This is a genomic window from Burkholderia sp. MSh2 (assembly GCF_000731655.1).
GTDB classification, from domain to species: Bacteria; Pseudomonadota; Gammaproteobacteria; order Burkholderiales; family Burkholderiaceae; genus Burkholderia; species Burkholderia paludis.
Map to the genome: position 1 here is coordinate 114278 of NZ_JPGM01000009.1, position 17557 is coordinate 131834.

The 17557-nt window shown below is 69.0% G+C and carries 15 protein-coding genes; 6 read left to right on the forward strand and 9 right to left on the reverse strand.

What is annotated here, in order from left to right; genetic code table 11:
- Positions 1-176 precede the first annotated feature (176 nt).
- Positions 177-1283 carry an acyltransferase family protein gene (locus GQ57_RS07850; protein WP_235215039.1) on the forward strand — a complete coding sequence of 369 codons (1107 nt, stop codon included), beginning with the start codon at positions 177-179 and terminating at the stop codon, positions 1281-1283.
- Here the strand turns inward: GQ57_RS07850 and GQ57_RS07855 are convergent.
- From GQ57_RS07855 to GQ57_RS07865, 3 genes are all read right to left on the reverse strand, one after another.
- The gene (locus tag GQ57_RS07855) at positions 1266-1751 is read right to left on the reverse strand and encodes a hypothetical protein (RefSeq protein WP_034197557.1); all 486 of its coding nucleotides are present in this window, start codon (positions 1749-1751) and stop codon (positions 1266-1268) included. The genes GQ57_RS07850 and GQ57_RS07855 overlap by 18 nt on opposite strands.
- 106 nt (positions 1752-1857) lie before the next feature.
- The gene (locus tag GQ57_RS07860; protein ID WP_031398072.1) at positions 1858-2526 is read right to left on the reverse strand and encodes a hypothetical protein; all 669 of its coding nucleotides are present in this window, start codon (positions 2524-2526) and stop codon (positions 1858-1860) included.
- 157 nt (positions 2527-2683) lie between these two features.
- Positions 2684-3676, reverse strand: a complete 993-nt coding sequence (locus GQ57_RS07865) for a LysR substrate-binding domain-containing protein (RefSeq protein ID WP_034197558.1) — start codon at positions 3674-3676, stop codon at positions 2684-2686.
- A 57-nt stretch (positions 3677-3733) separates the two neighbouring features.
- On the opposite strand from GQ57_RS07865, the gene GQ57_RS07870 reads away from it, so the two are divergent.
- The 3 genes from GQ57_RS07870 (at position 3734) to GQ57_RS07880 (ending at position 6818) form a co-directional block, all read left to right on the forward strand.
- Positions 3734-4633 (forward strand): DMT family transporter, encoded by a 900-nt coding sequence (locus GQ57_RS07870; RefSeq protein ID WP_031398070.1) that lies wholly within the window; start codon positions 3734-3736, stop codon positions 4631-4633.
- A gap of 640 nt (positions 4634-5273) precedes the next feature.
- A complete protein-coding gene (locus GQ57_RS07875) occupies positions 5274-6428 on the forward strand; it encodes a branched-chain amino acid ABC transporter substrate-binding protein (RefSeq protein WP_031398069.1) in 1155 nt (384 codons plus the stop codon).
- Between the two features lie 87 nt (positions 6429-6515).
- Complete coding sequence (locus GQ57_RS07880; protein WP_031398068.1) at positions 6516-6818, forward strand: hypothetical protein; 303 nt, start codon at positions 6516-6518, stop codon at positions 6816-6818.
- 93 nt (positions 6819-6911) lie between these two features.
- On the opposite strand, the gene ydiJ is transcribed toward GQ57_RS07880, so the two are convergent.
- Complete coding sequence (ydiJ, locus tag GQ57_RS07885) at positions 6912-9971, reverse strand: D-2-hydroxyglutarate dehydrogenase YdiJ (RefSeq protein ID WP_034197559.1); 3060 nt, start codon at positions 9969-9971, stop codon at positions 6912-6914.
- Between the two features lie 153 nt (positions 9972-10124).
- Here ydiJ and GQ57_RS07890 point away from each other — a divergent pair, with 153 nt between their 5' ends.
- On the forward strand, positions 10125-11015 hold the full coding sequence (locus GQ57_RS07890) for a LysR substrate-binding domain-containing protein (RefSeq protein ID WP_031398066.1): 891 nt from the start codon (positions 10125-10127) through the stop codon (positions 11013-11015).
- A 19-nt stretch (positions 11016-11034) separates the two neighbouring features.
- On the opposite strand, the gene GQ57_RS07895 is transcribed toward GQ57_RS07890, so the two are convergent.
- Positions 11035-11886, reverse strand: a complete 852-nt coding sequence (locus GQ57_RS07895) for a LysR substrate-binding domain-containing protein (protein WP_031398065.1) — start codon at positions 11884-11886, stop codon at positions 11035-11037.
- Positions 11887-11995: 109 nt separating this feature from the next.
- On the opposite strand from GQ57_RS07895, the gene GQ57_RS07900 reads away from it, so the two are divergent.
- Positions 11996-12643 (forward strand): LysE family translocator, encoded by a 648-nt coding sequence (locus tag GQ57_RS07900; RefSeq protein WP_031398064.1) that lies wholly within the window; start codon positions 11996-11998, stop codon positions 12641-12643.
- Positions 12644-12734: 91 nt separating this feature from the next.
- On the opposite strand, the gene GQ57_RS07905 is transcribed toward GQ57_RS07900, so the two are convergent.
- The 4 genes from GQ57_RS07905 to msuE form a co-directional block, all read right to left on the reverse strand.
- Complete coding sequence (locus GQ57_RS07905; RefSeq protein ID WP_052001163.1) at positions 12735-14183, reverse strand: APC family permease; 1449 nt, start codon at positions 14181-14183, stop codon at positions 12735-12737.
- A 121-nt stretch (positions 14184-14304) separates the two neighbouring features.
- Positions 14305-15534, reverse strand: coding sequence for an SfnB family sulfur acquisition oxidoreductase (locus GQ57_RS07910; protein ID WP_031398062.1), 1230 nt, complete (start codon positions 15532-15534; stop codon positions 14305-14307).
- Between the two features lie 136 nt (positions 15535-15670).
- A complete protein-coding gene (gene sfnG / locus GQ57_RS07915) occupies positions 15671-16774 on the reverse strand; it encodes a dimethylsulfone monooxygenase SfnG (RefSeq protein WP_031398061.1) in 1104 nt (367 codons plus the stop codon).
- Positions 16775-16809: 35 nt separating this feature from the next.
- Positions 16810-17370, reverse strand: a complete 561-nt coding sequence (gene msuE / locus GQ57_RS07920) for an FMN reductase (protein ID WP_034197597.1) — start codon at positions 17368-17370, stop codon at positions 16810-16812.
- Positions 17371-17557: the final 187 nt, after the last annotated feature.

Sequence of the window (17557 nt, forward strand, 5' to 3'; positions counted from 1 at the left end):
GCCATCGAACGACGGGGCGTCATGGCGGCGGCGCAGGTTGCCGAGCGCGACGCCCGCCGGATGTACACCTCTCGTCGCAATGCGGGTCGTGACCGGCCCGCCCCACTACGGGCCATGCCATGCGCACTCAGGATCTTGCGGTCGATTCGGTCTTCCGGCCGGACAACTTGGTTGCCGTGTCTCGCAACGCCGGGCTGGACGCATTGCGCGCCTGCCTGACGTTGCTGGTGGTGTTTCACCACTGCGCGATCACCTACGGTGCGGTCGGCGGCTGGTACTACCACGAGGTCGCCGCGGGCCCGTCGGTGCAATCCGCGCTGCTGACGCTCTTCTGCGCGATCAACCAGGCGTTCTTCATGGGCCTGTTCTTCTTTCTCGCGGGCTACTACACGACGGGCTCCCTCGACCGCAAGGGCCCCGCCCGTTTCCTGGCCGACCGGTTCCTCAGGCTCGGCCTGCCCCTGCTGGCATACGGCTTCCTGATCGGCCCCGCGACGATCGCGCTGGCGCAAGCCGGCGCGGGGCACCCGTTCGCGGCGACGCTGGGCCGCCTGTGGCGCAGCGGCACGTTCGAGAACGGCCCGATGTGGTTCGCCGAGGCGTTGCTGATGTTCAGCGTGGCCGCGGCGCTCTGGCGCACCGCGTTCCCGCGCACCGGGGCGCGCGGTGCGAACCGGCCCGCTCCGCCACGCTTCCCGTCGGACCGGACCCTGGCCGCGGCGGCCCTGCTGACGGGAGGCGCGGCGCTGGCGCTGCGGTCCCGATGGCCGGTCGGCGTCAACGTATCGGGGCTCCAGCTCGGGTACTTCGCCAGCTACGTCGTGTTGTACGCCGCCGGCTGCCGGACGGCGGGCGGACGCTGGATCGAGCGCCTTCCGGCGCGGCAGGTCGCCCTGTGGTGGCGCATCGCGTGGCTGGCGCTGCCGGTCCTGCCGCTCGCCTACCTGCTCGCGAAGCACGTGCCCGCGCTGCGCGGCCGTCCGCAGGCGGTGATCTATGCGTTCTGGGAGCCGCTGGTTGCGTGGGGCGCGATACTGTTTCTCGTCAGCCGTTTCCAGCGCCGCTTCGAACGGCTGAAGGGCGTGTGGCAACCGCTGTCGCGACGCGCCTACACCGTCTACGTCATCCATCCGCCCGTGCTGGTCGCCGTCGCCCTCGCGTGGAGAACCGTGCCGGCCGCCCCGTTCCTGAAGTTCGCCGTGACCGGCTGCATCGCGTGCGTCGCGTGCCATCTGATTGCCGGCCTGCTGCTTCGCGTGCCGAGGCTAGCGTCGATCCTGTAGCGCCGTTGCGCCCCGCCGCGCGGCGATACGCCAGACCGCCGCGGCCGTGATGCCGAATACCAGGTGAGCCGCCAGCGTGATCGCGCCACGCACCGGAATGAACCACGGAAAAATCGCGGTGAACCCGTACAGGTTGACGCCGTACAGCACGAGGCCGAACACGCCGCCCGCGAGTAGCGCGGCCGCTAGCGACAGGCGGCGGATCATCGTCGCCAGCACGGCTGCATAGGCGAGCGACAAGCCGAGATGCACGAGGGTCGCCGCGCCCAGGATCGACGCATCGAGGCCGGCGGCCGGGACGAGCACGTGACGCCCCATCACGATGACGGCCGTGAGGCGCGTGTCGCGCCACAGGTTCCCGATCGCGTCGTCGCCCACGGCCGACCAGAGCAGCAGTTCGGCGACGGTCGATCCGGTCGCGGCGCCGAAGGCAGCCCAGAGAACCGGAATCGGACCGGCCCGCTTCAACGGATCCTCCCATCGGGACCGGCACCCGCATCGAAACGGCAGGCACCCCGTTCGCCCGGAACGCGCGGCGTACGCGCGCGATACCGGATCGGGCGATCGCGCAAACTTACGCGCCGCCTTCGCAATCCGTCCAGTACGCGAAAGGATCGCGATGTTTCGGATAGTTCTCGTCCAGCCATTTCAGCAACGTCGCGCGGGCGTTGTCCATGTCGGCCTTCAGCGACGAGGTGGTCAGTTCGTGCACTTCGATGGATTTTTCGCGATCGACCACGAAGCAGTTCCAGTCGGGGCCGTCCAGATCCGGATCGTCGGACGCCTTCGACGACTTGCCCCAGCCGAACCCCTTGCGGGCGTCGATGTAGTAGCGCGGATGCACTTTCAGATACGACATCTCGCCGCCCTGCAGGCTGCTCTCCGCACGCAGCACGTCGTGCGTGTCGACGATCTGCGTGACTTCCGGCAGCCGGCGCGATCGCCATCCGGCCGGCAGCGTGGCGATTGCCTTGACGCTGTCGTACATGCCCCACTCCAGCCCCCAGGCTTCTGCCATGCGCTTCATGAAGGCGTCCGCGTTCGGATAGCCGCGCAGCTGGATCCGGGTCGACAGCGTGACGTCAACCCCGCGGCGCCCGCCCGGGCCGGCGGACGCCACGTTGCCATCCGTTTCGAACGGATTGCCCGGCCGCGACGCGCGCGTCGCTTCCGCGGGCGCCATGCCCGAAAACAGCTGGTCGAGCGCCGCACGCGCCTTCGACGACTTGTCCGGCCTGTTCATCGCTGACCTCCCGTGCATCCGCACGGCTGCAAACATGTTCGATTCTCGTTCATTTCTCTCCACCTCATCGTTTTTCGCGGTCGCATTGTCGTCGATCCGGCGGCCCAAGCCTAGCGCCGCGCATTGCGCGCCGTTTCCCGCGCCCCGGCCGGGGCGCCTAGCCGCCGTTCCCCAACGCCGCCCGCATCCTGTCCATCAACGCCAGCACCTCCGGCCGGTTTTCTCCCTTCGCATGCACGAAGTAATACCGGAGCACCGAATCGACCTCGTGCCGGCTCACGCGCACGAGCCCGCTGCGCGCGAGATAGGCGTCGGCGAGCGGCACGCGCGCCAGCGCGACGCCGAGCCCCGCCTCGGCCGCGGCCAGCACGAGGTTGTAGTCCTCGAAACGGCGGTCCTGCGCGCGCGGCTTGAACGGCACCCCCAGTGCATCGAACCACGTGCGCCAGCCGGTCACGTCGGAGTCGTGCAGCAACGGCATGTCGAGCAGCGCGGCATCGCCGCGACGGCGGCGCTCCCCTGCCAGTTGCGCGGCGAGCCGCGGATGCGCGACAGGATATAGCCGCTCGGGCATGAACGCGCGCGTCTCGAGCCTACGCCAGTTGCCGCGCCCGTACCGGATCGACAGATCCGCTTCGCCGCCGGCGATATCCACGTTGCGAAGCTCGATGCCGAGCTCGATCCGCAACGCGGGCGCCGCGTGCTCGAGCGCATGCTGCCGCTCGAACAGCCACAGCTGCGCGAACGCGGGCACCACGCTCAACCGGACCAGTCGCGGCGTGCGCGGCGAGCGCCACTGATCGGCCGCGCTGTCGATGATCGCGAATGCCTGCTCGATCCGGCCGACGAAACGCTGCCCGTCCGGTGTCAGGCGCACGCCGCGCGCATGCCGCTCGAACAGCATCAGGCCAAGCCAGTTCTCGACGGCGGCCACCCGGCGGCTGATCGCGCCGTGCGTGACGCCGGAGACTTCGGCGGCCGCCAGGAACGATCCCTCGCGCGCGACCGTGCACACCGTCTCCAGGCTCGCGAGCGGCGGCCGCGAGCCCGGCGCCGACGCCGGCACCGCGGCGGACACCGCCTCCGATCCCTGCTTCGCGCGGGCCGACGCACCGGCCGGCCGCCGGCTCGAGCTGTGAATCATGGTCATATCCGTGTGCTGATCTGTGCGCTAGCTTAACATCTCGCCGCGCCGCATCATGGCCGCATGAACACGCTCTCCAACCCTTCGCCGCGCACTGCGCGGCAGCCGCTGGCAGCGGCCGGCGCGGTCGCCTTCACGATCGTCTCGTGGGCGTCCGCCTTCCCGTTCATCCGGATCGGCCTGCACGGCCTGACCCCGCTCCAGCTCGCGGCGGCGCGCTTCGCCACCGCGGCCGTGCTGATCGCCGTCTGGCTGGCGGTGCGGCGGCCGAGCCTGCCGACGCGGCGCGACACGCGGCGCTTCCTGCTGTGCGGCTTTCTCGGCATCGCGCTCTACAACGCGCTGCTCAATACCGGCGAGCAGACCGTGTCGCCCGGCGCGGCCAGCTTCATCGTGAACACGCTGCCGATCTTCACGGCGCTGCTGGCATCCGTGTTTCTGGGCGAGCGCTTCAATCGCTGGGGCTGGCTCGGCTCGCTGGTCAGCCTCGCCGGCATCGCGGTGATCGCGAGCGGGCAGCCGGGCGGCCTGGTGCTCGGCGCGGGCAGCACGCTGATTCTCGGCGCGGCCCTGTGCTCGGCCAGCTACTTCGTGCTGCAGCGGCGGCTGATTCCGGTGTACGGCGCGCTGGCCTGCACCGCGTACACGCTGCTGGCCGGCGCGCTGCTGCTCACGCCGTGGCTGCCCGGCGCGCTCGTCGCGCTCGGCGGCGGATCGCGCGACACGCTGCTGGCGGTCCTGATGCTCGGCATCTTTCCGGCCGCGCTGGGCTACGCGACGTGGACCTTCGCGCTCGGCTACTTCGGCGCGGCGCGCGCCGCCAATTTCCTCTATCTGACGCCGGCGGTCGCGACGCTCCTGTCGATGGCGCTGACGGGCGAGCGGCCCGGCATCGAGACGGTATGCGGCGGCCTGCTGGCGATCGCCGGCGTGATCTTCGTGGCGTTGCGCGGACGCTCCTAGGATCGCGGCGACAGCGGCCGGCCCCATCGCTGCCCGATACCTTGCCGGCGAGCGGTCGAAGTGTACCCCGGCTTCCGCAAGACCGGATGCATCGCGCAGGCAGTTGCTTCGCGCCCGTTCGCAGGCGCGGCCGGATTTGACCGTTAGTTGCATAAAACCAGGAGATCGATCTCGATGAAACGCGGCTGCGCCATCGGCGGCACGATCGTGGGGTCCGAACTGTGCAGACAAATCGACCGAACAGTTCCGGATTGACCGCGCGTCAGTGTCCATGGCTTCGCCGCGTCGACCGGCCGAATAATGGATGCGTCCGTAAGGCCGCCGACAGCGAATCGCAGCCTGCAGTCCGCTGCGGCGCACGATTTCCGGCCTCCGCCGCGTACTGCATCGGGGCGCCGGGCGCGCCGTGGCCGCCTCGCGACGCGATTCGCTGCAGCGCGCCAATCCGGCTTCATATATATTCATACGAATTGCACGGCGCCGGGCGCCCGTCCACCGGCTCGACCGGGCGGCGCGGCGAGCGGCGGAACGCCGTGCAAGTGAAGCCCGTGATGGGTATGGAGACGCGTCCGATCGCCCCGACCTCGCCGTCGGCCGGTCGAGACGTCAAGAGAAAGATCATTCAATTCGGAGATGGCAGATGGAACGAAGCACTGTCGGCATGCGCTGCAAACCCCTGATCACCGTCGCGCTGGCTGCAGCCGCATTCGCGGCCGCATCGACCGCGATGGCCGACCAGGTCGTCAAGATCGGCAGCGTCGAACCGACGACGGGCGGCATCTCGCACCTCGGCAAGGACAACGAGAACGGTGCGCGCCTCGCGGTCGAGGAAATCAATGCGAAGGGGCTCACGATCGGCGGCAAGAAGGTCACGCTGCAGCTCGACGCGCAGGATGACGCGGCCGACCCGCGCCAGGCCACGCAGGTCGCGCAGAAGCTCGTCGACGACAAGGTCGTCGCCGTCATCGGCCACCTGAACTCGGGCACGTCGATCCCGGCGTCGAAGATCTACAGCGACGCGGGCATCGTGCAGATCTCGCCGTCGGCCACGAACCCGACCTACACGCAGCAAGGCTTCAAGACCACGTACCGCGTGGTGGCCACCGACGCGCAGCAAGGCCCGGCACTCGCGAGCTACGCACAGGCGAAGGGCGTGAAGAGCGTGGCGGTGGTCGACGATTCGACCGCCTACGGCCAGGGCCTCGCGAACGAGTTCGAGAAGAAGGCCAAGGCGCTCGGCCTGAAGGTGGTGTCGCACGACGCGACCAACGACAAGGCGGTCGACTTCCGCGCGATTCTCACGAAGATCAAGGGCGAGAACCCGGACGCGATCATGTACGGCGGCATGGACGCCACCGGCGGCCCGCTCGCGAAGCAGGCGAAGCAGCTCGGCCTGCGCGCGAAGATCCTGTCGGGCGACGGCGTGTGCACCGACTCGCTGGCCGAGCTGGCCGGCCCGGCGGCCGACAACGTGCTGTGCTCGCAAGCCGGCGCGGCGCTCGAGAAGATGCCGGGCGGCGCGGCGTTCGTCGCGAAGTACGAGAAGCGCTTCAACCAGGGCATCAAGTTCGACGCACCGTTCGCGTACGACGCGGTCTACATCGCGGTCGACGCGATGAAGCGCGCGAACTCGACGGATCCGGCCAGGATCCTCGCCGCGATGCCGGCGACGAAGTACGACGGCGTGATCGGCACGACGACCTTCGATTCGAAGGGCGACCTGACGCACGGGATCATCTCGATCTACGGCTACAAGAGCGGCAAGAAGACCTTCCTCGACCAGGTCAAGATGTAATCCGCCGCGGCGCCGGCACGACGGGAACGCCACCCGTCGGCGCCGGCGCCGCGCCGGCCGATTTCTGATTCACGGAGACGAAGCATCATGTGTGCAATGGCGTATGCGGAATTTCAACAGGAGTTGAAGAAGGCACAGTTGACGGCGCGCGAGTTCGCCCGCCTGATCCGGATGAATGAAAGTTCCATCACCAACTATTCGAGCAAGGGCACCGTCCCGTCCCACCTCGCGGTCATCGCGAAACTGATCGGCACGCTGGCCGCGCACGAGATCGACTTCCGGCGCGTGATCCGGCAGATGCGGATCGAACCGAAACGGCCGCGCGGCGTCGGCGTGTTTCCCGCGGCGGACAAGCCGCGCACCCGCAAGACGGTAAAAGCCGACGCCTGAGCCCGGCCATGCGTCGGCCGCGTCGGGACGCCCGCCGCGCGACGCCGGAATGGCTGTCGTCTCGCGGGCCGCGCGCTACGCGCCGCCCGATCGTCACCCCGCCGCGCGAACGTGGTCGAGCAGCGCCTGCAACGGATGGCGCACCCGCGTCGACGACAGGCGCTTCACCTGGCTGCGGCACGAATACCCGGTCGCCAGCGCCTCGCCTTCCGCGTCCGGCCCGTCGACGTGCGCCGCCCACGACTGCGCATAGATCGTCTTCGACGTCGCGAGATTGCGCGCCTCGTGCCCGTAGGTGCCCGACATCCCGCAGCACCCGGTCGCCTGAACCTGCAAACGCAGCCCGCGTCGCGCGAACACCTGCACCCATTGCTTGCCGCTGTCCGGCGCATTGGTCTTCTCGGTACAGTGCGGCAGCAGCCGGTACGAACCGGCCGCACGCGGCACGCCGCCGCCCGCCCCGGCCTCCGGCAGCGCCTCCAGCAGCCATTCCTGCGGCAGCGCGACCTTCGGCGCCTCGGAAAGCCCCGTCACCTTCAGGTATTCCTGCCGGTACGTGAGCGTCATCGCCGGATCGAGCCCGACCAGCGCAACGCCCGAGCGCGCCAGCGCGGCCAGCTGGGCGGCATTGCGGATCGCCGCCCGTTCGAACGCCCGCAGGAAGCCCTGCACGTGCAGCGCCTTGCCGTTCGGCGCGAGCGGCGCGAGCCACACCTGGAAACCCGTGCGCGCGGCCAGCTCGATCAGCGTCGCCAGCTGCTCGGTGTCGAAATAGCGCGTGAACGTGTCCTGCACGATGACGACGCTGCGCGCGCGCTGCGCATCGTCCAGCGCGGCAAGCGCGTGCGGATCGGCCGGCTTCACGCCCCACCGGTGGATCACCGCCGCGAGATCGAAGCGGCTCAGGAGCGGGCTGTCGACCATGCCGACGTGCCGCTCCAGCAGCGTGCGCACCCATCCCGCACGCATCAGCCCGTTGTACAGCGCGGGCACCCGCGCCATCCACGGCATCGTGAATTCGAGCGAGCCGATCAGGTAGTCGCGCAGCGGCCGCAGGTAACGCTGGTGATACAGCTCGAGAAACCGCGAGCGGAACTCCGGGACGTTCACCTTCACCGGGCACTGCCCCGCGCACGACTTGCATGCGAGGCAGCCGGCCATCGCGTCGTACACCTCGTGCGAGAAGTCGGCTGCGCCGCCGCGCGCCGCGCGGCTGTTGCGCCAGCGCCGGGCAAGGCCGCTCAGGAACGGCTGGCGCGCGCGCGCCGCCGCGACGACGTCGACGCCGGCCTGCCCCTGCAGGCGCAACCATTCGCGCATCAGCGACGCACGCCCCTTCGGCGAGTGCACGCGCTCGCGGGTCGCCTTCCACGACGGACACATCGCGTCGTCCGGATCGAAGTTGTAGCACGCGCCGTTGCCGTTGCAGTGCATCGCGGTGCCGTAGCTTTGCCACACGCGCTCGTCGATCTGCCGGTCGTGATCGCCGCGCGTCGGCACCTCGTCGATCTTCAGCAGCCGCATCGCGGGGTCGGGCGGCGTCGCGATCTTGCCCGGGTTGAACTGGTTGTGCGGATCGAACGCGGCCTTCAGCTGCTGCAGCGACGGATACAGCTCGCCGAAGAACGCCGGCGCGTATTCGGAGCGCACGCCCTTGCCGTGCTCGCCCCACAGCAAACCACCGTGCCGCTGCGTGAGCGCCGCCACCGCGTCCGACACGGGCCGCACCAGCGCCGCCTGCTTCGGGTCCTTCATGTCGAGCGCCGGGCGCACGTGCAGCACGCCGGCATCGACGTGCCCGAACATCCCGTACTGCAGCCCGTGGCCGTCGAGCAGCGCGCGGAATTCCGCGATGTACGCGGCGAGATTCTCGGGCGGCACCGCGGTGTCCTCGACGAACGGCTGCGGGCGCGCCTCGCCCTGCACGTTGCCGAGCAGGCCGACCGCGCGCTTGCGCATCGCATAGACGCGCTTCACCGCATCGTCGCCGGCCGCGAGCGTATGACCGAGGCGCTCCACGCTCGTATCGGCGCGCAGATGCGCGACGAACGCGCCGACGCGCGCATCGACTTCGTGTTCGTCGTCGCCGCTGAATTCGATCAGGTTGATGCCGAGCGTCGACCGCCGGTCGTCCTGCGGAAAATACTCGGCCACGCCGCTCCACACGAAATCCTTCATCGCGAGCATCAGCACCTTCGAATCGACCGTCTCGATCGACAGCGGCCGGTGTTCGAGCAGCGCGCGCGCGTCGCGCAGCGCGTCCATGAACCCCGCGTAGCGCACGTTCACCAGCACCGAGTACTTCGGGATCGGCAGCACGTTGAGCTTTGCCTCGACGACGAAGCCGAGCGAGCCTTCCGCGCCGCACAGCACGCTGTTCAGGTTGAAGCGGCCGTCGGCTTCGCGCAGGTGCGCGAGGTCGTAGCCGGTCAGGCAGCGGTTGAGCTTCGGAAACTTCGCGTCGATCAGCGCCGCCTTGTCGTCGCTGATGCGCCGCGCGGTGCGATACACCTTGCCGACGCGATCCTGCCGCGCGCAGCGGCGCGCCAGTTCCTCGTCGTCGAGCGCATCGCTGTGCAGATGCTCGCCGCCCATCAGCACGAAATCGAGTTCGAGCACATGATCGCGCGTCTTGCCGTACGTGCAGCTGCCCTGCCCGCTCGCGTCGGTGTTGATCATCCCGCCGACGGTCGCGCGGTTCGACGTCGACAGTTCCGGCGCGAAGAACAGCCCGTGCGGCTTCAGCGCCGCGTTGAGCTGATCCTTGACGACGCCCGCCTGCACGCGCACCCAGCGGCCTTCGACGTCGATTTCGAGGATCCGGTTCATGTTGCGCGACAGGTCGACGATCACGCCGTCGGTCAGCGACTGCCCGTTGGTGCCCGTGCCGCCGCCGCGCGGCGCCACCGCGACGTCGCGATGCGCGGGCTCGGCGAGCAGCCGCGCCAGCAGCCGGACGTCGTCCGCATGCGCGGGGCAGAGCACCGCTTGCGGCAGGCGCTGGTAGATCGAATTGTCGGTGGCCTGCACCGTCCGGTTCGCATGGTCCGTCCGAATTTCCCCGGCGAATCCGGCGGCCCGCAGCGCGGCGAGAAACTCACGGTAAGCATTCGCGGGCGGGCTGGCGGGGCGGGGCAACGGGGCGATCGACATGGGAGGGACGCGCATTAGGGGTGGAGCCGGCGGATTCGCGCGTACCGAAACATGAGTTTTGAGCAAGTTTCCACGCGACCGGGAATTCCAGTATCTTTGGAATCTCCGCGAGGAACAAACGAATTCTCACCCGGCGAATATTGCATAAAACTCATGAATTACCGTCGTCTCACCCCGTCGATGTCGCTGCTGCTCGTGTTCGAGGCGGCGGCGCGGCACGAAAGCTATACGCGCGCCGCCGAGGAGCTGTCGCTGAGCCAGAGCGCGATCAGCCGGCAGGTCCAGACGCTCGAGGATCAGCTCGGCGTGCCGCTGTTCCGGCGCGAGGGCCGCTCCGTGAAGCTGACGGAAGTCGGGCGCCGCTACTTCGCGGAGTTGAGCGGCGCGCTCGGGCGCATCCGCGGCGCGACGCTGCAGGCGATGTCGCACCAGGCCGGCGCCGGCACGCTGCGGCTCGCGACGCTGCCCACCTTCGGCTCGAAATGGCTGCTGCCGCACCTGCACGGGTTCTACGCCGCGCATCCGGGCGTGACCGTGCACCTGCATTCGCGCATCGGCGGCATCGATTTCCTCAACGACGAGCTCGACGCGGCCATCACCGTCGGCGCGGACGACTGGCCGGGCCTCCACGCGCATCGGCTGTACAACGAATTCCTGATCGCGATCGCGCCGCCCGACGCCGGCAGCCGCCGCAAGGCCGACGCCCACACGCCCGCGTGGGCCGCGAAGCAGACGCTGCTCGGCGTGACGAGCAACCAGCAGGCGTGGGCGGAATGGTTCACGCACTACCGGCTCGACCATCGCCAGATGCGCATCGGCCCGAGTTTCGAGCTGACGTCACACCTGATCCAGGCCGTACGCGCCGGGATCGGGATCGGGCTGGTGCCGAAGGTGCTGGTGGAGGACGAACTGAGCCGCCGCGAGCTGGTATCGATCGGCGACGCGATCGTCAGCCGGCGCAGCTATTACCTCGTCTACCCGCCGGAGAACGAAACGCTGCCGTCGCTCGTCGCGTTCCGCGAATGGCTGCTGGAATCCTGCTGATACGCCGCCGCCGGGCCGGTCAGGTCCGCCATTCGCCCAGGATCTGCTCGGCGAGGTAGTCGCACGGCGGGCGCGCGGACTGCGCGCTGCGCGCAAGCACGACTTCGAGTTCGCCCAGCGGCGGCAGCCCGTGGCTTTCAGACAACTGCACGAGATGATCGGGAATGCAGCAGCGCGCCAGCGGCGCGACCGCCAGCCCGGCCTCCACCATGCTGAGCAGCCCGAGGTGGCTCGGGCTTTCGTACGACATGCGGAACGGGATGTTGTGCCGGTTCAGCGCCTTGACCGCGTGATCGCGCGCCATGCTGCCGCCGTGCGTGAAAAAGGCTACCGGCAGCGGCCGCTCCTCCCACACGTTGCGTTTCGGCGAGCCGACCCAGACGAGCGGCTCGAGCCGGATCAGCTCGCCGGTCACGCCCTTGATCCGCGTGAGGCACGCGAGGTCGACCGTGTTGTCCTTCAGCATCGGCACGAGCGCGCTGCTCGGCTGGCCGATCACGCGCACTTCCACGCGCGGATGCATCGCGGCGAATTTGCCGAGCACCTGCGGCAGCAGCGAGGAAATGTAGTCGTCGGGCACGCCGATCGTCACGCGCCCGCGGATCTCCGGGCGCACCACCGACGCCCACGCCTCGTCGCGCATCGCCAGCATCCGGCGGCCGTATTCGGCGAGCGTCCGGCCGTCGTCGGTCGCCGTCACGTTGCGCGTGTCGCGGATGAACAGCGGCTTGCCGAGCGCCTCCTCCAGCGCCCGGATCTGCATGCTCACCGCCGACGGCGAGCGATGCACGGCCTGCGCGCCCTGCGCGAACGATCCGGATTCCGCGACGGCCACCACCATCGCGAGCACATCGAGGTCGAGTTTTTTCATTCTATTCAGAAAAACTGATCAATCTATTCAGTTTATCCCGTTTTACTGTTCGACTCCACGGCCGGACAATCCATTCCGTCAGCCCTTACTCGTTGCAGGAATCGGAACCATGCATACGTCCGGATCGATCTACGGATTTCTCGTCATTGGCGGCATGCTCGCGGTCACGCCCGGCCCGAACATGGTCTACGTGATGTCGCGCTCGATCGCGCAAGGGCGCACGGCGGGGCTCATTTCGCTCGGCGGCGTGATGATCGGATACCTGTTCTACATGTTCGGCGCGGCGTTCGGCATCACGACGCTGTTCATGAGCGTGCCGCATGCGGGCAGCGTGCTGGCCGCGATCGGTTCGGCCTACCTGCTGTATCTGGCGTGGCAGGCCGTCCGGCCCGGCGGGCGCTCGCCGTTCGAGATCCGCGCGCTGCCCGGCGAACGGCCGCTCCGGCTGCTGGCGATGGGGGCGACGACCAGCGTGCTGAACCCGAAGCTCGCGATGCTGTTCATTTCGTTGCTGCCGCAGTTCATCGACTACCGGAACGGCAGCGTGCTCGGTCAATCGCTGTTTCTCGGCTCGCTGCTGATCGCCGCGTTCGCTTGCGCGAACGGGCTGGTGGCGATCTGCTCCGGCAGCCTCGCGACGTTCCTGCAGGGACGCCCGACGCTGCTGCTCGCGCAGCGCTGGGCGATGGGGCTCGTGCTCGGCGGGCTCGGCGTGCAGATGGCAGTCGAGGCGTCGAGGATGGCGGCAGGCGCGTGAGCCCGCCGCGCGGCATCGAAACGGCCGACCGGCACCCTCGCCGGCCGGCGCCGCCGCGGGCCGCCCGCAAGCCTCCGGCGGCCGCGCGCCGTCATTTCGTCAGCAGGTCGGCCTCCAGTTCGCGCAACCGCTCCGGAAACCGCACCCGCAGCACCAGGAACCAGCCGAGCCCGATCGCCAGCAGCGCGACGAACACGTAAGGCAGCCACGCATAGACGCCGTCCGGCACCGGGTACACGCTGCCTGCCAGCGGAATCGCGAGCAGCACGACCGCGACCGCGCTGATCGCCACATGCCGCGCGCGCAGCCTGCGCTGGCGGCGCAGGTAGAGCGGCGCGCCGATCGCCACCAGCACGTAGGCGAGCAGCCAGCCATACGTCGCGATCGAGCTGAGATAGCCGTACGCATCGAGCAGCGCCGTGCCGCGCGCGGTGAACACCAGCGCGGTCGCCAGCGCCAGCGCCGCGATCAGCGCCACCGCGACGTGCGGCGTGGCGTTCCGCGCGTGCGCGCGCCCGGTCGACGCGTGCAGCACGCCCTGCCGTCCGAACGTATAGACGATGCGCGCCGCCGCGTTGATCGACGAGAAGAACGCCGCGAAGAAGCTCAACGCGACGCCCGCGTCGATCAGCACGCCGACCCAGCCGGCGCCGAGCCGATGCGCGAGCACCGCGAGCGGGCCGTCGACCCGGTCGAGCGGCGGCGTCTGCCCGTGGAACGCGCTCACCATCCCGTACGCGCCGATCACGAACAGCAGCGCGGGCCCGACGACGCTGATCAGCACCGCGCGCGGAATCGCGCGGAATGGATCGCGCGCTTCCGCGCCGAGCACGGTCGCGCTCTCGAAGCCGGTGAAGCTGAAGAATGCGAGCACCATGCCGAGCTGGAGCTGCGTGGGCTTCACGCCTTCGAGCGTCAGTTGCGCGTGGTCGACGGGACGCCCGCCGAACGCGATCGTCGCGATCACGACGACGGCGATCAGCAGCAGCGTCGCCAGCTCGACGAACAGCGTGAAGCGCGTCGAGAGCCGGATGTCGCGAAACGCGATGTACCACGCAGCGAACGCGGTCGCGACCGTGAGGGCGAGCACCGTGCCGACCGGCGTCGCGCCGCCGAGCAGCCCCGTTTCGCGGCCGAGCACGAGAAACGTGTTGATCGTCCCCTGCAGGATGCCCGCGGCGGCCACCGCATAGGCGATCAGCAGCGACCAGCCGCAGATGGCGCCCCAGATCGGCCCGATCCCGGCCGACACGTACGCATACAGCGCGCCCGGCGACGCGGAATCGCGCGCGAACACCGCGATGCTCCACGACGAGAACAGCAGCGCGACGATCGCGAACAGGTAGGCGAGCCAGGTGCCGTTGCCGGCCGTCGCGAACACGGCGGGAATCAGCACGCCGATCCCGCCCGACACGCCGACGAGGCCGATCGACTGCGCGATCAGCTCGGGCAGGCTCAGGTAATTGCGCCGCAGGCCGCCCGCCTGCGGTGCGGCGTCGTGCGCAGGCAGCGCCTGCGTGGAAGTTGCCGGATGACTCATCGATCTGCCTTGTCAGGAATGCAACGGCGCGGCGGCGGCATCGGCGGCGGCGCCAGTCGCCGCTGCCGATGTGCGCCTGCGCGCCGCCGTGCGTATCGGAAAACCGTGCGCGGCGCGCCGGTCAGTTCCAGGAATGGCGCGCGGGCTTCACGCCGTTGAGGTAGTAGTTGCCGATCGCGTGATACTTCCAGCGCACCGGGTCGTGCAGCGTGTGCACGCGTGCGTTGCGCCAGTGGCGGTCGAAGTTGTATTTCGCCAGCGTCGACTTGCTGCCGCCGAGCTCGAACAGTTTGCTCGCGGCGAGCAGCGACACCTCGGTCGTCGCGATCTTAGCCTCGCCCACCGCGATCGCCGCCTGCGCGACCGTTCCTTCGTCCGGCTCGCGCTTGGCCGCGTCGACGAAGCGCCCCGCTCGCGCGAGCAGCGCCTCGGCCGCGTGCACGCGATATGCGATGTCGCCAATTTGCGCGACCGTCAGCGGATCGTCGCTCGCGCGCGCGACGCCGCTGTCGATCCACGGGCGCGCGTGCTGCTGCACGAACTCGATCGTGTCCTGCAACGCGGCGCGCGCGATGCCGAGGTCGATCGCGGCAGTCGTGATCTGCGCGAACGGGCCCGCGAAGGTCGGGCGATCGTACGAACGCTGCGTGTGGAAGATCTCGAACGGGCTCACCCGCACGTTCTCGACGATCACCGTGCCGCTCGCGGTCGTGCGCTGCCCGAAGCCGCTCCAGTCGTCCACCACGGTCAGCCCCGGCGCGCCCTGCCGCACGAACGCGAGCACGGCCTGGTCCGATTCGTCGAGCGCAAGCACCGGGATCCAGTGCGCGTACAGCGTGCCGGTCGAATAGAACTTGCGGCCGTTCAGCACGAAGGCATCGCCGTCGCGGCGGACGCGCGTGCGGATATCGAGCACGTCCTTGCCGCCCGCTTCGGAAAACGCATTGCCGTAGCGCGTGCCCTTCAGCACGAGGTCGAAGAAGAAGCGCTTCTGTGCATCGCTGCCCTCGAGGCGGATGTCCTCGATCAGGCAGTAGTGGTTCTGCGGGATCTGGCCGAGCGACGGGTCCGCCTGCGACACGATCGCGATCACTTCCGCGAGCGTCACGTTCGACACTTCCGCGCCGCCGTACTCACGCGGCACGGTGATGCCCCACAGGCCGCTCGACGAGAACAGCTCGATCTCGTCGAACGGCAGCTTCCGCTCGCGGTCGCGCAACGCGGCGTGCTCCGCCAGTTGCGCCGCCACCCGGTGCGCGACGTCGAGCGCCTCGGCGTCGGAGCCGATGACGGGAACGGGCGTCGCGCCCGCCTGCAATTGCGTGTTTTCCTCGATGATTTCCGTAGCCATGAAATGTCCGGTGAAGCCCATGAACCGGCCGGCGACGCCATGCAGGCTGCCGCCGGCCTCCTGTTTCGATATCCGAAACGTCAAGCCGGGGATGCGAACGGCGCGTGCCGCCCATCTCCCCTTCGCCCGCCCCGCGTCACGCAGCGAGCGCCTGTCGCCTTGCCTCGAGTTCGCGCACGAGCGGCAGCACGCGCCGGCCGAAGTACTCGACCTCCTCGATGAAATGCAAGAAGCCCGCGAGCACGAGATCGACGCCGATCGCCTTCAGCGCGACGATCCGCTCGGCGATTTGCTGCGGCGTGCCGATCAGGTTGGTACGGAAGCCGTCGTTGTACTGCACGAGATCCTCGAACGTCGATTTCGCCCAGTTGCCTTCGCCTTCCGGCGACGCGCTGCCGGCCTGCTTCACCGCATCGCCGAACGCGTGGACGGCCTCGACGTGCGCATGCCGGATGATGTCGTCGAGCACGGCCTTCGCCTCTTCCTCGGTGTCGCGCGCGATCACGAACGCGTTGACGCCGATGCGCACGCGATGGTGGTTCGCGGCCGCCTTCGCGCGGATGTCGTCGATCTGCGCTTTCAGGTTCTCCGGCGTATTGCCGTTCGTGAAATACCAGTCCGACACGCTGGCCGCGTTGTCGCGCGCCGCGCGCGAGCTGCCGCCCTGGAAGATCTCCGGATGCGGCTTCTGCACCGGCTTCGGGCTCAGCGTGTAGTCGTTGAAGCGGTAGAAGTCGCCCTTGAACGTGAAGTTGTCCTGCGTCCAGATGCCCTTCAGCGCCTGGATGAACTCCTTCGAGCGCCGGTAGCGCTCGTCATGCTCGAGCCACGGCTCGCCGATCGCGGTGAATTCGCCCTTGAACCAGCCGCTCACCACGTTGATCGCGATGCGCCCGTTCGAGATGTGGTCGATCGTCGCGAGCTGCTTCGCGACCACGGCCGGATGCCACGGCCCCGGCAGGATCGCGGCGAGCACCTTGAGCCGGGTCGTCGCGTGCAGCAGCGCCTGGCTGAACGATACCGACTCGTGCTGGTATTCGGCGCCGTAGCCGGCCGTGAAGCGGATCTGGCTCAGCGCGTACTCGAAGCCGGCGGCCTCGGCCGTGCGCGCGAGCTGCTGGTTGTATTCGAGGCTCCAGTCGGTGCGCTGCTCGATCGTGCTGACGACGAGGCCGCCGCTGACGTTCGGCACCCAGTAGGCGAACTTGACGCCGTCGGCGGAAGGGTCGGTATGGCTCATGAGTGTGTCCTGGTCGGAAGAAAAACGCGGACGGCCTAGGCGGCCGCGACGGAAAGCGCGCGCGGGCGCAGTTGCGGCACGGCGCGCTCGACGGCCAGCGCGATACGCGCGCGCAGCGCCGGGTTCGCGATCCGGTAGCGGTCGAAATCGCTTTCGGACGCATATACGCCGATCGGCAGCGTGCGGGCCTGGAAGAAGCTGAACAGCGGGCGCAACTGATGGTCGATCACGAGCGCATGCCGCTCGCTGCCGCCGGTGGCCGCAAGCAGCACCGGCACATCGGCCAGTGCCTCGTGATGCACGAGATCGAACAGATGCTTGAACAGGCCCGTATACGACGCGCGATACACGGGGCTCGCGACAACCAGCGCATCGGCCGTCTCGATCGCGCGAATCAGCTCGTCGAGGTCGGCCGGCGCCTGCGCGCGCGTGAGCGCGCCGCCCAGTCGGCCGCCGATCTCGCCGAGTTCGATCAGCCGCGTGTCGATCGGCAGCGCGGCGCCGAGCGAAGCGACGATCGCCTCGGTCAGCGCCAGCGTGCGCGACGGTCGTTGCAGGCCGCCGGATATCGCGACCACGTTGATTGCCTGGCTCATCGGTTGCATTCCCATTGTCGAGTCGGGCGCCGCTGCACCCGTCACGCCAGGGTTCAGCAAGGAGCGTGCCACTCCGTCCGCGGCGGCCCCGGGGCAATCGTCTGCATGACGAAATGCGTCGCGATCGCCGGCCTGTCATGGCCTTTTCGCGAATCGTCGCGGACGGATATGCGTGCCAGCCGCCGCG

Excerpts from the sequence above, each read along its gene's own strand:
- GQ57_RS07880 (WP_031398068.1), top strand. The coding sequence starts at position 6,516 with ATGTGTGCAATGGCGTATGCGGAATTTCAACAGGAGTTGAAGAAGGCA.
- msuE (WP_034197597.1), bottom strand. The coding sequence starts at position 17,370 with ATGAGCCAGGCAATCAACGTGGTCGCGATATCCGGCGGCCTGCAACGA.
- GQ57_RS07890 (WP_031398066.1), top strand. The coding sequence starts at position 10,125 with ATGAATTACCGTCGTCTCACCCCGTCGATGTCGCTGCTGCTCGTGTTC.
- GQ57_RS07870 (WP_031398070.1), top strand. The coding sequence starts at position 3,734 with ATGAACACGCTCTCCAACCCTTCGCCGCGCACTGCGCGGCAGCCGCTG.
- GQ57_RS07860 (WP_031398072.1), bottom strand. The coding sequence starts at position 2,526 with ATGAACAGGCCGGACAAGTCGTCGAAGGCGCGTGCGGCGCTCGACCAG.
- ydiJ (WP_034197559.1), bottom strand. The coding sequence starts at position 9,971 with ATGTCGATCGCCCCGTTGCCCCGCCCCGCCAGCCCGCCCGCGAATGCT.
- GQ57_RS07910 (WP_031398062.1), bottom strand. The coding sequence starts at position 15,534 with ATGGCTACGGAAATCATCGAGGAAAACACGCAATTGCAGGCGGGCGCG.
- sfnG (WP_031398061.1), bottom strand. The coding sequence starts at position 16,774 with ATGAGCCATACCGACCCTTCCGCCGACGGCGTCAAGTTCGCCTACTGG.
- GQ57_RS07905 (WP_052001163.1), bottom strand. The coding sequence starts at position 14,183 with ATGAGTCATCCGGCAACTTCCACGCAGGCGCTGCCTGCGCACGACGCC.
- GQ57_RS07865 (WP_034197558.1), bottom strand. The coding sequence starts at position 3,676 with ATGACCATGATTCACAGCTCGAGCCGGCGGCCGGCCGGTGCGTCGGCC.
- GQ57_RS07900 (WP_031398064.1), top strand. The coding sequence starts at position 11,996 with ATGCATACGTCCGGATCGATCTACGGATTTCTCGTCATTGGCGGCATG.
- GQ57_RS07875 (WP_031398069.1), top strand. The coding sequence starts at position 5,274 with ATGGAACGAAGCACTGTCGGCATGCGCTGCAAACCCCTGATCACCGTC.
- GQ57_RS07895 (WP_031398065.1), bottom strand. The coding sequence starts at position 11,886 with ATGAAAAAACTCGACCTCGATGTGCTCGCGATGGTGGTGGCCGTCGCG.